This is a genomic window from Emticicia aquatilis (genome assembly GCF_014644295.1).
Taxonomy (GTDB): domain Bacteria; phylum Bacteroidota; class Bacteroidia; order Cytophagales; family Spirosomataceae; genus Emticicia; species Emticicia aquatilis.
The window spans coordinates 209,637-224,869 of record NZ_BMKK01000002.1 but is presented as its reverse complement, the minus strand read 5'-3'; the positions used below and the strand labels follow the sequence as shown (position 1 = coordinate 224,869).

The 15,233-nt window shown below is 33.8% G+C and carries 20 protein-coding genes; 18 read left to right on the top strand and 2 right to left on the bottom strand.

All coding sequences use genetic code 11. The annotated features are described in order from the left end of the window. The first annotated feature begins 123 nt into the window (after window positions 1-123). The 10 genes from IEX65_RS05120 to IEX65_RS05075 all read left to right on the top strand — a co-directional run bounded on the left by IEX65_RS05120 (window position 124) and on the right by IEX65_RS05075 (window position 9,681). Complete coding sequence (locus IEX65_RS05120) at window positions 124-669, top strand: DUF3347 domain-containing protein (protein ID WP_188764952.1); 546 nt, start codon at window positions 124-126, stop codon at window positions 667-669. 1 nt (window position 670) lies between these two features. Further along, the gene (locus IEX65_RS05115) at window positions 671-1,117 is read left to right on the top strand and encodes a heme-binding domain-containing protein (RefSeq protein WP_188764951.1); all 447 of its coding nucleotides are present in this window, start codon (window positions 671-673) and stop codon (window positions 1,115-1,117) included. A 6-nt stretch (window positions 1,118-1,123) separates the two neighbouring features. Beyond that, window positions 1,124-1,822, top strand: a complete 699-nt coding sequence (locus tag IEX65_RS05110; protein WP_188764950.1) for a class I SAM-dependent methyltransferase — start codon at window positions 1,124-1,126, stop codon at window positions 1,820-1,822. Window positions 1,823-1,874: 52 nt separating this feature from the next. Then, window positions 1,875-2,339, top strand: a complete 465-nt coding sequence (locus tag IEX65_RS05105) for a hypothetical protein (RefSeq protein WP_188764949.1) — start codon at window positions 1,875-1,877, stop codon at window positions 2,337-2,339. Next, window positions 2,336-3,583: a type II restriction enzyme NmeDI-related protein gene (locus tag IEX65_RS05100; protein WP_188764948.1), complete on the top strand. Its 1,248-nt coding sequence runs from the start codon at window positions 2,336-2,338 to the stop codon at window positions 3,581-3,583. Before IEX65_RS05105 ends, IEX65_RS05100 begins: the two co-directional genes overlap by 4 nt. A gap of 3 nt (window positions 3,584-3,586) precedes the next feature. Next, window positions 3,587-4,321, top strand: coding sequence for a hypothetical protein (locus tag IEX65_RS05095; protein WP_188764947.1), 735 nt, complete (start codon window positions 3,587-3,589; stop codon window positions 4,319-4,321). A 2-nt stretch (window positions 4,322-4,323) separates the two neighbouring features. Then, entirely contained in the window at window positions 4,324-6,672 is a 2,349-nt protein-coding gene (locus IEX65_RS05090) for a multicopper oxidase domain-containing protein (RefSeq protein ID WP_229250531.1), read from the top strand. Between the two features lie 60 nt (window positions 6,673-6,732). Continuing rightward, complete coding sequence (locus IEX65_RS05085; RefSeq protein ID WP_188764946.1) at window positions 6,733-7,296, top strand: Crp/Fnr family transcriptional regulator; 564 nt, start codon at window positions 6,733-6,735, stop codon at window positions 7,294-7,296. 65 nt (window positions 7,297-7,361) lie between these two features. After that, on the top strand, window positions 7,362-8,465 hold the full coding sequence (locus IEX65_RS05080) for an MBL fold metallo-hydrolase (RefSeq protein ID WP_188764945.1): 1,104 nt from the start codon (window positions 7,362-7,364) through the stop codon (window positions 8,463-8,465). Between the two features lie 10 nt (window positions 8,466-8,475). Next, a complete protein-coding gene (locus IEX65_RS05075; protein WP_188764944.1) occupies window positions 8,476-9,681 on the top strand; it encodes an MFS transporter in 1,206 nt (401 codons plus the stop codon). Here the strand turns inward: IEX65_RS05075 and IEX65_RS05070 are convergent. Beyond that, window positions 9,678-10,076, bottom strand: a complete 399-nt coding sequence (locus IEX65_RS05070) for a MerR family transcriptional regulator (RefSeq protein ID WP_188764943.1) — start codon at window positions 10,074-10,076, stop codon at window positions 9,678-9,680. The two genes, IEX65_RS05075 and IEX65_RS05070, sit on opposite strands and share 4 nt — an antisense overlap. Before the next feature lie 87 nt (window positions 10,077-10,163). Between IEX65_RS05070 and IEX65_RS05065 the strand changes: the two genes are divergently transcribed. The 7 genes from IEX65_RS05065 to IEX65_RS28010 all read left to right on the top strand — a co-directional run bounded on the left by IEX65_RS05065 (window position 10,164) and on the right by IEX65_RS28010 (window position 13,125). Then, on the top strand, window positions 10,164-10,439 hold the full coding sequence (locus IEX65_RS05065) for a hypothetical protein (protein ID WP_188764942.1): 276 nt from the start codon (window positions 10,164-10,166) through the stop codon (window positions 10,437-10,439). A 33-nt stretch (window positions 10,440-10,472) separates the two neighbouring features. After that, entirely contained in the window at window positions 10,473-10,802 is a 330-nt protein-coding gene (locus IEX65_RS05060) for a YnfA family protein (RefSeq protein WP_188764941.1), read from the top strand. Between the two features lie 26 nt (window positions 10,803-10,828). Continuing rightward, window positions 10,829-11,209, top strand: coding sequence for a hypothetical protein (locus tag IEX65_RS05055; RefSeq protein WP_188764940.1), 381 nt, complete (start codon window positions 10,829-10,831; stop codon window positions 11,207-11,209). Window positions 11,210-11,281: 72 nt separating this feature from the next. Continuing rightward, a complete protein-coding gene (locus IEX65_RS05050; protein WP_188764939.1) occupies window positions 11,282-11,815 on the top strand; it encodes a redoxin domain-containing protein in 534 nt (177 codons plus the stop codon). Window positions 11,816-11,918: 103 nt separating this feature from the next. Further along, window positions 11,919-12,293, top strand: coding sequence for an ArsR/SmtB family transcription factor (locus IEX65_RS05045; RefSeq protein ID WP_188764938.1), 375 nt, complete (start codon window positions 11,919-11,921; stop codon window positions 12,291-12,293). Further along, window positions 12,290-12,907, top strand: coding sequence for a mercuric transport protein MerTP (merTP, locus tag IEX65_RS05040; protein WP_188764937.1), 618 nt, complete (start codon window positions 12,290-12,292; stop codon window positions 12,905-12,907). Before IEX65_RS05045 ends, merTP begins: the two co-directional genes overlap by 4 nt. Then, a complete protein-coding gene (locus IEX65_RS28010) occupies window positions 12,907-13,125 on the top strand; it encodes a GDCCVxC domain-containing (seleno)protein (RefSeq protein ID WP_229250529.1) in 219 nt (72 codons plus the stop codon). The genes merTP and IEX65_RS28010 overlap by 1 nt, the downstream gene beginning before the upstream one ends. Before the next feature lie 128 nt (window positions 13,126-13,253). Here the strand turns inward: IEX65_RS28010 and IEX65_RS05035 are convergent, their stop codons facing one another. Continuing rightward, on the bottom strand, window positions 13,254-14,747 hold the full coding sequence (locus tag IEX65_RS05035) for a 3-coathanger stack domain-containing protein (RefSeq protein ID WP_188764936.1): 1,494 nt from the start codon (window positions 14,745-14,747) through the stop codon (window positions 13,254-13,256). A 113-nt stretch (window positions 14,748-14,860) separates the two neighbouring features. On the opposite strand from IEX65_RS05035, the gene IEX65_RS05030 reads away from it, so the two are divergent. Next, window positions 14,861-15,190, top strand: a complete 330-nt coding sequence (locus IEX65_RS05030; RefSeq protein WP_229250527.1) for a DUF6660 family protein — start codon at window positions 14,861-14,863, stop codon at window positions 15,188-15,190. The last annotated feature ends 43 nt before the right edge of the window (window positions 15,191-15,233 follow it).

Below are 15,233 nucleotides of genomic sequence, written 5' to 3'. Positions count from 1 at the left end.
TTTCTTCATCTATTTTAAATGATAAATCAAATGAAAAACGTACTAATTAAGGTCTTTAAATTTCTTTTTGTAAAGAAATGTTGTCAATAAACCATTTATCGTCCATTATTTAATGTCAAAAAAATGAAAAAAACAATGTTTTCAGCCATAGCAATGGCATTCGTATTCATCGTTTCCAATGCCAATGCAGGCACAACAAACGGAATGAAAGTATCATCAACAACGGTACAAAAAACGTCGATTATTGATGAAATAGTAAGCAATTACTTGGTTTTGAAAAATGCCCTAATCAAAGATGATGCAAAAGGTGCTGCCAACGCAGGAAAAGCAATCATAGCAGCAATGGCTAAAATTGACATGAAAAGCTTGTCAGCCAGCCAAATGAAAGGCTATATGGATGTTGCCGATGATTTAAAAGAAAATGCCAAGCATATTGAAGAAAATGCTGGAAAAATAGCTCATCAAAGAGAGCATTTTGTGATGCTCAGTAAAGATGTGAACGATTTACTTAAAACCTTTGGCAATAGTGGACCAAAACTTTATCAAGATTTCTGCCCGATGGCAAATGGAGGTAAAGGTGCGATGTGGATTAGTGAAACAAAAGCAATCCAAAACCCTTATTATGGTAAAGCAATGATGACTTGTGGCTCTGTAAAAAAAGAGATTTAAGATGAAAAAAGCCCTTTTTTTTAGCTTAATTGTTTTCTTACTCCTGCAATTATACCAACCTGCCCGAAATTCAGACAACGGGCAGGTTTTGCCGATTCATATTGCCAAAGTCTATAATATACCCATCAAAGTACAGCAAATTTTGCAAAACTCTTGCTACGACTGCCACAGTAACAACACACATTACCCTTGGTATTCTTATTTACAGCCATCAAGGTTTTTAATGGAATACCATATAAAAATAGGAAAAGAGAACCTAAATTTTAGTGAATGGGGAAATTATAGTAAAAGAAGACAAGAATCAAAATTAGATAGAATTGCCAAACAAATCGAATCAAACGAAATGCCACTGGCTTCTTATACGCTGATTCATCGAAATGCTGAATTATCTGAACAACAAAAAAAAGAAGTAATTACTTGGATAAACGCTATTACTACGGACGAATAACTACTCATGGAAAATCAAAAATTTGTACCCGCATTAGGCTATGATTTCTTGACGGAATACTACGATTTAGCAATCAAACTAACCATGCCCGAAAAGAAATTTCGTAGGCTTTTGGTTGATACTATCAAACCAAATCCCAATGAAAAGATTTTAGAATTTGGCTTTGGAACTGCCCAAAATCTACTTTTAGTAAAAAAAGAATGTGCAAATATAGATTTACGAGGCGTAGATATTGACCCAAAAGTAAAAGAAATAGCAGCCTATAAAATAGCTAAAAACAATCTTTCCATTCCATTAGACCTTTACGATGGTGTTACGTTGCCTTATGCCAACAATCAATTCGATAAAGTGTATAGCTGTTTGGTTTTTCATCAATTAGATGCTGATACCAAGATAAAATGCCTGAAAGAGTTATTTAGAGTTTTGAAACCAAACGGAAAGTTGATAATTGCAGATTGGGGCGAAGCTGCTAATCCAATTATGCGACTAACTTTTGGATTGGTTCAAATTTTAGATGGATTCAAAACCACCAACGACAATGTAAGAGGGCTAATGCCCAATTTCATAGAAAAGGCGGGTTTTGATAATATTTTTATTCCAGACTCAATCAATACCCTTATTGGCACATTTTCATACTTTACAGCTCGAAAAAATGAAATTATTAAAGTCGATTTTCAAAAAAACAGGTGGCATTCTGCTTGTTAAAAAGTGTTGTCAATCAATCGTTTTACTGATGCTTGCTACTCAAGTATTTGCCATGAATCACATAACGAAAATCGAAATTGTTGGTAAACAACCAAGTCAGATTTATGATTTTATGTTTGGTTTAGATAAACCCAAATACATGGCATGGCATCCCGAAGACCATGCAGGCTTTATAATAATCAAGCAAACGGATGTAAAAAGAGGGTCGGTTTTCTATTTCGATGAGAGAATAGGCGATTTTCGAGTAAATCATCAGTGGGAAGTAGTTGGGGTTATTAAAAATCACAAAATTATTCTGAAAGCTATATATAAAGTTCCTGTTTATTTGTTTTTAACCTTTGATAAAACATTAAATGGAACAATGGTAACACATGATTTACAAATAGGTAATCAGCATAAATCCGATGGAATTAAAGATTGGTTTATCAAAAAGTTTATTTTTACTCTTTCAAGACAAAATGCTCTAACAAAGCACGCCATCGAAGAATTTAAAAACTTAGAAAAACTAATCGAATGACAACACATTTAACCCAAATCATTCAGCAATACAAAAACGACAGTCAGAGTGTCTTTAATACTTGGTTTATTGATAACGACCAACGATTAAAAGCCTTTCGCACTATCCGAAGGGGTGTTTTACAGGTGGTCGAAGACATTAAAAATAAAACTTTTCCTAACGATTTTAAGGGCAGTTCCTTAGAGTTTGTTTTGAATTGTATTGCCGAACAAAAACAAGTTTTTGTAGGGGTGTCGCATCCGTTTTATTGGAAACCTAAACTTAGGATTCCTGATATTTATGAAAACCAAAATAACAAAGTTGCTTTTGGTCAATTTCTTGAAAACTGTATCAATGCCAAGACTGAGGAGCAAATTATCAAAGAAATTGTACGATTAGATGCCCTTAAAATTAAAGGTTTAGGTCCAGCCGTTGGCAGTATTTTGTATTTTTTACATCCTACTCTATTTCCCCCTTTCAATACTGCCATAGTCAACGGGTTCAATACTTTGTTTAACGACAAAAAGAAATTAGGCTCATGGTCTGAATATTTAAAAATTAGAGAAGTTTTGATAGAAACCAATCAAAAACATAAAACTGAATTATCAAATGATTTAGGAGCAATCGCAGGTCTTTGTTTTGAAATCGGAACACAAAAAATGCTCATTGGCAATGATGAATATTTGAGCGAAGAAGAACGAAATAAATTAGAAAAAAGCATTGAAAAACGCCAAAAGGAAATCAAAGAAGAAAAATTGGAAGAAAATCTTCATTCCGAAATGCAATTTCATTTATTGAAAATTGGTCAAAGTTTGGGTTATGATGCTTTTGTGGCATCTAATGACCGTTCGAGGTCGTATAATGGCAAAAGTTTTTCGTTTATGAGTCCTGATAAGTTTCCTGCTATTGATTGCGACAAAGATACAGCAAACACCATCAAATTGATTGATGTTTTGTGGTTTGAAAAAGGTACAAACAATGTCATTTGTGCATTTGAAGTAGAAAAAAGTACAAGTATTTATTCTGGAATTTTACGACTGACCGACCTTTCCTATTCAATCGCTGATGGTGATGAAATCTTTTATTTGGTTGTTCCCGAAAGTCGTGAAAAAGATGTGGTGATGCAACTTTCACGTCCATCTATCAAACAAATCAAAACACCTATCAAATACATATTATTTAACGAGTTACGCCAAAATTGCGATGCACTTTGCCGATTTGGTGATAGTCATAGAATCATGAAAAAAATCTCAAAAACGGTTTAAAAAATGAAAAAAGCAGAATTTCACAGAAAAATCAGAAAAACCCACCGATGGATGGGCGTTATTTTAGGTATTCAATTTCTATTTTGGACAATTGGAGGCTTGTATTTCAGTTGGTCGAATATGGACGAAGTGCATGGCGACCACCAAAAAGCCCACGTACATCCAATTGGGGGAGATGTAAAATTGGCTAATTTGGCTGATATTCTGCAAAAACTAAAAGAAAAAGATACAGTAAACTATATTTTTGATACTCGATTGGTTCAGATTTTAGGAAATCCCACCTTTCAAATTCATTATTCAAAAGAACATGATAGAGGCAGAAAGATTCAGTTAGCCAATGCCTTAACAGGCGAATTACGAGGAGCATTAACCAAACTTGAAGCTACCGAAGTAGCTCAGACAAATTTTGCAGATGATGCAAAAGTAAAGCAAGTTGAATATTTGACCACCACCAATGGACATCACGAATATCGAGAAAGCCCATTGCCAGCTTATGCTGTTACTTTTGACCACCCTTCAAATACAACAGTCTATGTGAGTTCAGAATTAGGTACAGTTCAGAAATTTAGAACCAACAAATGGAGAATCTTTGATTTTCTTTGGATGATGCACACGATGGATTATCAAACCCGAGATAATCTTTCTAATTGGTTATTACGAGCTTTCTCAATATTTGGTTTGCTTACTATTTCAACAGGGTTTATTCTATTTTTCGTAAGTCAAAGAAAATCAAAATAATAATGAAATTTAAAGTTGCTTTAATCGTAGGTATTTCCTTTGGAGCTTTTTCTCTAAAAGCCCAGCATGAGCATCATACAATGCCTACGCCTCAAACATCTACTGCAACCGTAGAGAAAATCAGTGATAATAAATCAAGTATAAAGGAAAAACATATTTCAAAAACCGTTCGATATGATTTATATGTAAGAGATACCATTGTCAATTTTAGTGGCAAATCAAAACGTGCTATTGCTGTTAATGGGCAAATTCCGATGCCAACACTCACTTTTATCGAAGGCGATACGGCAGAAATCTATGTGCATAACGAATTGAATGAAGAAACTTCATTGCACTGGCACGGTTTGTTTTTGCCTAATAAAGAAGATGGAGTACCAAATCTAACACAAATGCCCATAAAACCTCATACTACGCATTTGTACAAATTCCCTATTATTCAACATGGTACACATTGGTATCATAGTCATTCGGGCTTACAAGAACAAATCGGAATGTATGGCAATTTTGTAATGTTGAAAAAGCCTGACGACAAAAATTTCAGAAATGATATTGACGATTTACCTACCATTCCGATTGTTTTAAGCGAATGGACTGACTACAATCCTAATAATGTGCATCGAATGTTGCACAATGCCACTGATTGGTTTGCTATTAAAAAAAGAACAACCCAAAGTTACGGCGAAGCCATTAAACAAGGTTATTTTAAAACCAAAGTAACCAACGAGTGGAAACGAATGAACGCTATGGATGTGAGCGATGTCTATTATGACAAATTTCTAATCAATGGTAAGAATGAAAATCAGCTTTCACAATTCAAAGCAGGCGATAAAGTACGTTTGAGAATTTCAAACGGCGGAGCTTCAACGTATTTTTGGCTAAATTATGCGGGTGGAAAAATAACTATAGTAGCCAATGATGGCAACGATGTAGAGCCAGTTGAAGTTGATAGACTGATTGTTGCAGTTTCTGAAACTTATGATGTAATCGTTACCATTCCAGAAGATAAATCTTTTGAATTTTTAGTAACTTCCGAAGACCGCACAAAGTCAGCCTCTCTGTTTTTAGGAGCTGGAAATCAAGTAAAAGCCAAACCAATGCCAAAACTCAAATATTTTGAGGGAATGAAAATGATGAATGGCATGATGAAAATGAATGGAGATTTGGACGATATGGGAATGTCAATGAGCCTCAATCAGATGGATATGAATGTGGTGATGTACCCTGAAATTACAGGAGAAGCAAAAAAACATGACATGAAAAGCATGGAAATGGGCGATATGAAAGGGCATGAAATGAAAATGGATGAATCTCAATACAACAGCAACGAACTTTCAGATATAGTTACCTTGAACTATACAATGCTAAAATCTCCTACAACAACCAACCTTCCCAAAGATGCACCAGTCAAAGAATTGCGTTTTGAATTGAGTGGCAATATGAACCGATATGTTTGGAGTTTAGACAATAAAGTAGTTTCGGAAGCCGACAAAATTTTAATAAAAAAAGGCGAAAATGTACGAATTGTGCTTTATAATGGCTCTATGATGCGACACCCCATGCACTTGCACGGACATGATTTTAGGTTACTTAACGGACAGGGCGACTATGCTCCATTAAAAAATATTGTGGACATTATGCCAATGGAAACCGATACACTCGAATTTAACGCCAATGTTGAAGGTGATTGGTTTTTTCATTGCCATATTCTCTACCACATGATGAGTGGTATGGGTCGGGTTTTTACTTATGAAAATCAAGCAGCAAATCCTCTAATTCCTAATCCTAAATTAGCCCAAAGAAAACTTTTTGCCGATGATAGAAAGTTTCATTTGATGGCTGAAAACGACTTTGCCACCAACGGAAATGATGGAATGTTAATGCTACAAAACACTCGATGGAGTATCGGTACTGAATGGCGATTGGGCTACAATGATATGCACGGCTATGAAACCGAAACTCATCTCGGTCGATATATAGGTAAAATGCAATGGTTTATGCCATTTATTGGGTTTGATTGGCGATATAGAAAATTTGGCATGGATGAAGTAGAAAAAAATATTTTCGGACAAACCAATACCAAAGATAATCGTAGTTTATTGAGTTTAGGATTCAATTATACCTTACCAATGTTGGTACGTTTACAGTCAGAAGTATTTACTGATGGCAATTTTCGTCTTCAATTATCAAGAGAAGACATACCATTGAGTAAACGAGTAAGAGGAATGTTTATGGTAAATACAGATAAAGAGTACATGGGCGGATTTGATTATATTTTTTCAAGAAATATTAGAGGTCGAATCCATTATGACAGTGATATGGGATTTGGTGTGGGGTTTGGTTTGAATTATTGATTTATAATCAATAATGAACATAAAATTTTATGTTATTGTTAAACAGTTAAAATCAATATTTTGAATGAACTAATCTCATATTTCAATAAATACAATCCACTTTCAGAAAATGCAATCAATGCCATTGCTGAGATATGTAAATCTGTAAATATTAAAAAAAATCAAGATTTACAATCTATTGGGCATACCTGCCGAACTATCTATTTTATCAAAAAAGGTGTGGCTCGCATTTATTATTACAAAGAAGATATTGAAATAACAGAATGTTTTGCTTTTGAAAATGCCATCATTGCACGGGTTGAAAGTTTATTTACTGGCAAACCCTCTCGTAAAGCCATTCAAATGATTGAAGATTCGGAGCTGATAGCAATAAGTTCTGCCAAACTATTTGACCTTTATAATACTTTCCCCGAAATCGAAAGATTATTCAGAAAGATATTTGAATCTGCTTATGTAGATACCGTCAATCGAGTGGAAAGTATCCAATTTCATTCTGCCGAAGAACGTTACAATGCTTTACTGAAAGAAAGTCCAAATGTTCTACAAAGAGTACCTTTAAAATATATCGCTTCTTATCTGGGCATCACACAAGTGAGCCTTAGCCGCATCAGAGGCATACGCTGATTATTTATCTTATGTTAAATTTTATTAAAATTGAGGTTTCTACATTTGCATAAAATATATGCAAAATGGAAGAAATCAAAACACTTAATGCCAGTGCCCTGCGTAATTGGTTAGAAATAGGACAACCTGTTTCAGTCCTCGATATACGTCCCATCACCGAAAGAGCCGAATGGTATATTCCCAACAGTATTCATTTTAATGCCTATGAAAAGCTAAAAAACAATGATTTTGAAGCATTTAGTGGGTTGCATCTTGACAAAAGCGTACCTGTTGTAACTTATTGTGGTGGCGGAAAAATGAGTTTAGTTGCTGCCAAAATGCTACAAATGCACGGTTATAACACATATTCATTGGAAGGAGGCTTGAAGGCATGGAGTTTGGCATGGAACACTGCAACAATTAATTTCTCAAATTTTGAGGTCATACAATTTCGTCGAACGGGTAAAGGCTGTTTGTCATACATGGTAATAGCTAATAAGGAGGCGATGGTTGTAGATGCTTCATTAGATACAAACGTATATGAGCAATATCTTTCAGCCAATGATGCGGTTTTAAAATTTGTAATAGAAACCCATACACACGCTGACCACCTTTCAAGGTCGAAGGAATTAGCGGAGAAAAATAACGCAGCCTTATTTTTACCCCCTAACAATAATCTACGATTCAAGTATCAAGCTATCGAAAATGATACTGTTTTCAAACTTGGAAATATTTCAGTATCAGCCATTTCAACAACAGGGCATACATTAGAAAGCATGAGTTTTAACATTGATAATAAAGTATTACTAACTGGTGATACCTTATTTACAAATGGTGTTGGAAGACCTGATTTGAAGGCAGATACCGAAGGAATGAAAGTAAAAGCAAAACTTTTGTACCAATCGCTTCAAAAATTATTGAGCCTTAATAACGAAATAATTGTACTGCCTGCCCACACAAGTCAGCCTATTGCGTTTGATAAGCTTCTGATTCATAGCACCTTAGAAAAAGTAAAATCAATTCCTCTCTTGCAGTTGAATGAAGAAGATTTCATTGAAACTATCATTGGTCGAATTCCTGCTACGCCAGCCAATTACCTTGCAATTGTTGAGAAAAATCTTCAAGGCGATTTTAGCGATATTAACCCAATAGACTTAGAAGCAGGAGCTAACAGATGTGCTATTTCATAAAATCAATCTCATGGAAACAAAATTAGGACTCAAAGAAAACTGGCAACAGTTTGGTTTATTGGTAATTGTAAACGCCTTCGTAGGCGGTATGGTAGGTTTAGAGCGTTCAATTATTCCACAATTAGCTGAAACCGAATTTGGTATATCCTCAAAATCTGCAATACTTTCGTTTATCGTTGCATTTGGCATTACAAAAGCCATAGCTAATTATTTTACAGGAAAGTTAGCCAATAAAATTGGTCGGAGAAATTTGCTAATCATTGGTTGGCTCATAGCATTACCAATACCTTTTATTATTATTTATGCTAACAATTGGTCTTGGATTATTTTTGCAAATATTCTGCTGGGTGTCAGTCAGGGACTTACTTGGAGTAGCACCGTTGTAATGAAAATGGATTTAGTTGGTGAAAAACAACGTGGTTTAGCAATGGGAATCAATGAGTTTGCTGGTTATTTGGCAGTTGGAATTGTTGCCTTTCTGACGGGTTTTATTGCTCAAAATTATGGAGTGCGACCCTATCCTTTTTATATCGGAATCGTCATGTCTATTTTAGGGTTTTTACTAACTGTTATTTGGGTGAAGGATACCAAGAGTCATGTTTCGTTAGAAGCCAAAAAAACAACGATTACAAATGCTGAAAATGTATTTATGACAACTACATTTACCGATAAAACATTGAGTTCAGTAACACAAGCAGGTCTTGTCAATAATCTAAATGACGGTATGATTTGGGGACTTTTGCCAATTTTGTTATTGCATTTAAAGTTGAATAATCAAAATATAGGTATTATAACTGCTATTTATCCTACATTTTGGGGTTTTGGTCAGCTTTTTACAGGAAAAATGTCAGATGTGTTTTCCAAGAAAAAAATGCTTTTTTGGGGGATGTTTTTGCAGGGAATAGCTATTGTATTATTAATTTTTGCAATAGATTTCTATCTATTAGCCACCTTATCAGCCTTTTTAGGTATTGGAACAGCTTTGGTTTACCCTACTTTTTTATCAACAATTGCCCAAGTTACCAACCCAAGCCAAAGAGCAGAAAGTATCGGAACGTTCAGACTTTGGCGAGATTTAGGCTATGCTTTGGGGGCTATTATTTCGGGTATAACTGCCGATATTTTCGGAATACAATATGCTATTATTTTAATAGGAGTTATCACTCTAATTTCGTCAGTTATAATTCAAATAAGAATGCCTGATTTAGAAAATTAATTTACACTTAACATCTGGCAATTATTGCTTTCTGATTGGCAACAATTGCTTAAACAGATGGTCAAATTGCTTGATAATGACGACCTCAAATCTTGAAGTTCTTTAATTTTTTCGTCTATTTTAAATAATTTCTCATTCATTTTCTCAGCAACATTTTCACAAGTTGCCGCATCTCTATCAAGCAAAGCCAAAAACTCTTCCGTTTCATTCAACGTAAAACCAAAATTCTTTATTCGCTTGATAGTAAGCAGTTTGTGAAGCGTATTTTCGGAATATTCCTTATAATTATTTTCTCGTCTCTCTTTTCTACCTATCGAAATCAGCCCTTGCTTTTCGTAAAATCGAATTGTATCTCTCGATAATCCTGTTTTGTTTGATAATTCTCCAATTAACATTTTTCAAAAGTTTTAAAAATTTCGCTTGACAATGGACTATACTCCACTGTTTATCTTTGCAAATGTAATTTAATAACAAAATAAACAATGAAAAAAACTGAAAAAACAGCAAAAAAATTAGGTTGGATTGGTATTACACTTTGTGGATTGTGTTGTGCTTTACCAATTGTAGGTGCAGTTGCGGGTATTAGCTCATTGACTGCAATCGCTTTTTATCTCGAAAAAATCGGAATTGTAGCATTAGGGTTGGCAGGAATCTTTTTTGCCTACTATTTCTATCAAAAAAATCAAGCAAAGAAAGCTTGTGCAACTTCATGCGAAACAGACTGTGAATGTAAAGAGGAAAATGCCATAAAATCATAAAATGCCATTATTTTTGTCATAAAAACAAGCCGAATGAATGTCATAAAAGTAATATCAATTTTTGTTTTAACTGGTTTGTGTGAAATTGGTGGTGGGTATTTGATATGGATTTGGTTGAAAAACGAAAAATCAGTTTGGTTTGGAGTGATTGGAGCAATTTTACTTATTTCTTATGGCTTCGTGGCCACACTTCAGCCCAATAATTTTGACAGAACTTATGCCGCTTATGGTGGCGTTTTCATTATTATGTCGCTTATTTGGGCTTATATTTTTGATGATTTCAGACCTACTAAATATGACATCATCGGTTCTATAATAGCTTTCATAGGTATTTCTATCATTTTCTTTGCTAAAAGGCAATAAAATCAACAAAACTCAATTTTATAAAAATGAAAAAACTAACAATTCTCGGACTCTTTTTTTGTTGCTTTCAAGCGGTGGCTCAAAAAAAAGAATCATGTTGTAGTGAAGGTACTGCAATGGCTTGCAAACTCACATCAGCAGAATTTAAAGAAAGAAAAGCAACTGTTATTACAAATTTGAAAAAGGAAATTGTAGAGACGGTTGAACTCAAAAATGGCATGAAATATGCCTTCAAAGACAGCGATGAAACGATTGCTATGTTGGCAGATTTTATCAAAACAGAAAGACAGTGTTGCGATTTTTTCAATTTTCAGCTTTCTGTTTCTGCTGAAAAAAAGTATGTGTATTTGGCATTGACTGGGCCAAAAGGAGTAAAAGATTTTATCAAGTCTGAACTAACATTGTAATAATTATCATTCGTTTTAATCAAATAATTTTATGAAAATTCTATTAGTTTTATTCTAAGTTTTAGCTTCTTCTTGAGCGATACACCAACCGCTCCATCTATAAATAGTAATGCGATTGGATTCGACTTGAAAAATATTGATGGAAAATCTGTTTCTTTGGAAAACTTCAAAGATTCAAAAGGTGTTATTCTTGTTTTTTTGACTAATAATTGTCCGATTGCAAAAATGTACCAAAGTCGGGTAAAAGATTTGCAAGAAAAATATGCAAAATTAGGTTTTCCTGTGGTTGCGATTGACCCTGCCGATTCGAGGGAAGATATGAAAACCGTTGCCAATGAAAAAGGTTTTAATTTTGAGTATTTGCACGATGCCGACCAAAAAATATCATTTGCTTATGGTGCGATTGTCAATACGCATACCGTTATTTTGGTAAAAGAAAAAGGTGCTTACAAAATCGCCTACATCGGTGCAATTGATGATAATAGAGACGAAACCAAGATAACAACCAAATATGTTGAAACTGCCATCGCTTCGATTTTGGCAAAAGAAGAAATAAAAACCAAGACCAGTATTGCCAAAGGCTGTACGATTACTTATCGTAAATAAATAAAAATCTCATTATATACACTATAATGAGATTTTTTTAAATAGTTATTTAAGGATTTGCTTAAATAATTAATATATTTGTTACATAATTCAAAACCATTAAATGGATAATCAAGAAATAAGTTGCATTAGAGCTTTTGCCGACCAAGTTCAGATTTACAACTGTAAGCAACAACTCAAAGTTGCCGAAAACTCATTTGCTAATCTTGCCCAAGTGCTAAATTTAGCAGGAAATGAAGTGCGTTTGAAAATTCTTTTTCTACTTAACCAAGAAAATGAACTTTGTCCTTGTGATATTTCTGATATTTTAGAAATGAGTGTACCTGCTGTTTCTCAGCATCTTCGTAAACTCAAAGATGCAAACCTAATTCAGTTTCGTAAAGTTGGGCAAACAATTTTTTACTCTCTAAAACCCAATCATTTAAAGGTAATCGAACCACTTTTTCAGCATATTCAGCAAGCCGAATTAGCATTATGAAAACTAACACCTCACTTCAAAATTTAAGTATTATTACAGCTTTGGCATCTTCACTATGTTGTATTATGCCCGTTTTCGCTATTCTGGCTGGCACAACTGGCATTGCTTCCACTTTTTCGTGGCTCGACCCTGCAAGACCTTATTTTATTGGCTCAACAGCTTTTATTTTAGGTTTGGCTTGGTATCAAAAACTAAAACCACAAAAACAAACAAGCGACAAATCGCTCAATTGCAATTGTGAAATAGATAGTAAAGTATCATTTTTACAAACTAAAACATTTTTAACCATGATAACTATTTTGTCAATTTTACTCTTATCCTTTCCAAGTTATTCCCATTTATTTTTTCAAAAACCTGATAATAAAGTTACGATAAACCAAGCGGTGAAAAGCCAGAAAATTGAGTTTATAATTAGTGGTATGACCTGTACAGGTTGCGAAGTTCATGTAAAATCTGAAATCAGTAAATTAAAAGGGATTATTATAGCACAAGTTTCGTATGAAAAAGGGAAGGCATTCGTGGAATTTGATAACAAAAAAACAAACATTAAAGAAATCACAAAAGCAATTAATTCAACAGGTTACAAAGTTGTGAATCATAAAAATATATTATAATGGTAAATATTAGTTTAGAATCAGAAATAACTTGTCCTAATTGTGGATACCAAAAAGTAGAAATAATGCCAACTGATGCTTGCCAATATTTTTATGAATGTGAAAAATGTAAGCAAGTTTTAAAGCCACTTAATGGAGATTGTTGTGTTTTTTGTAGCTATGGAACTGTACCATGTCCGCCAATTCAACAAGACGCTAAATCGTGCTGTGGGGTGTAAAAAATAGAATTTGATTCTCAAAAGTTAAATAGAAACCAACCATACCAAACCAAGCAAAAAAGATATAGAATTGAATTATTCATGACAGTAGTAGGAGATTAGGGTGTTTTCTTTGAGATAAGCTAATATCAATTCTCACAATTACCAATTTCTGCACGAAAAGTATTGCCTTGTTTCACCTCAAAACCAGTTGTAAGAATAATTGATTTTTGAGCTTTATACTGAATATTTGATGAAGAATTGATGATTTTTGAATGAGAATTTAATATCGTATTTGATTGAAAAGTTGCATTTTCTTGATAAATTGTTTTATCTAAATTGAGAATCGGGTAGCAATTTTCTTGTGCTATGAGCTTTGCTACCCAAATATCATCATCACCATGATTGCCTGTAACGTCCCCACTATCAAGTGTGTAGGAATCTCCAACGAATATATACCCATTATCTGATGTTTGTAACAAGCACTTAGCAACTTCATGCCCACTACCTCCATAAGCTCGTTTCCATAAAATTGTACCATTACTGTTTAATTTTATTAACCAATAATCTGCTTCACCATTCATTGCGGGGTAAATATCTCCATCATTAGAGTGTATTTGGCAAAGTATTACTAAATTATTATCTGTCGATTGAACAATGCTTCTTCCATCATCCTCCGAAGTCCCACCAAAACATTTTGACCATTCTTTTTGCCCACTATTGGAAATTTTTACAACAAAACAATCTCTGTTTTGAGCAACACCATGATTTTCAATAGAATCATAGTCAAAAGAATATGTCTCACCCGTTGCCACATATTTACCATCACTCAATTGGACAACAGATATAAATTTATCATTTTCCGTGCCTCCAAAATGGTTTTGCCATTCAAAAAGTCCATTTGAGCTTACTTTGATTATCCACGCATCATTTGTACCATAATTCCCCCAAGATGATGAGTTAGACATTCCAGCAATAACAAACCCACTATCTGTTGTCTGAGCAACTGAATAAAAATAATCATTTGCGACCCCTCCGAGTAATTTTTGCCAAATTATTACCCCTTCCATATTAAGTTTCAAGATTAAACCATCTAAATTTCCGATATTTCCAGAAATATCATTGTCATTTGATTGTGTATATCCTACTAATAATAAACTATTATCATTGGTTTTTATCAATGCTCTTGTGTAATCATTTTCACTACCTCCAAAGTTCTTTTTCCAAATCAAATCACCATTTTGATTGAGCCTAAGCAAGACAATATCGGTATGACCATAATTCCTAAAAAAGTCATTATTCCCTCCAATTGATGTTCCACAAACAATAAATCCATTATCAATCTCTACGATACCTGTTGCTAAGTCTTCACCGCTCCCTCCGTAAGATTTGCTCCACTGAATCTGTCCAAGTCTATTTATTTTGCATATAAAAATATCGTTTTGACCATTATTTGAAGGAATATCAAAATTATTTGAAACCGAATAGCCTACAATTACAAACCCACCATCAGAAGTATCAATTATTTTTTCAACATTATCTTTAAAACTTCCTCCAATAGATTTCTGCCATTCAATGATTGGCGATTGAGCGAAGGTAATGTGGGTAATTTCAATAAAAATGAATAGTAAAAAAAACTTCATACCTGCTTCTTACTTAGCTATTAGATAAATGTAAACATACAACTATTTTTTGTTTTTCAAAATATTTCCTTTTTGACTCCCTGTTGCACTTGTTTTTTATATACTTTTGCTGTATGAAAGCATTTTCAATCATATTATCCATTTACTTACTTGTACTTTCGTGTCTGCCTTGCGGAGATGTGGAAGATTGTAAAGTAGTAGATAATGAAAAAATAGCATTTTCAGAAACCAACCATAGCACCCACCAAGAGGATACCGAAACTTGTTCACCTTTCTGTATTTGTGCTTGTTGTGGTACAAATATTGTCTTAAATTTTTCATTCTCTCCCCTCATTTCGGTAATAGAACCCAATTTTTTATCTGAAAAAGTAACTGTAAATTTCTACAATACTTCTTTTATTTCTGATTTCTACGGAAATATTTGGCAACCGCCCAAAATCTAATTCTTGAAAATTATTGCCTTTGCTACTTGCTGAAATTTTACTC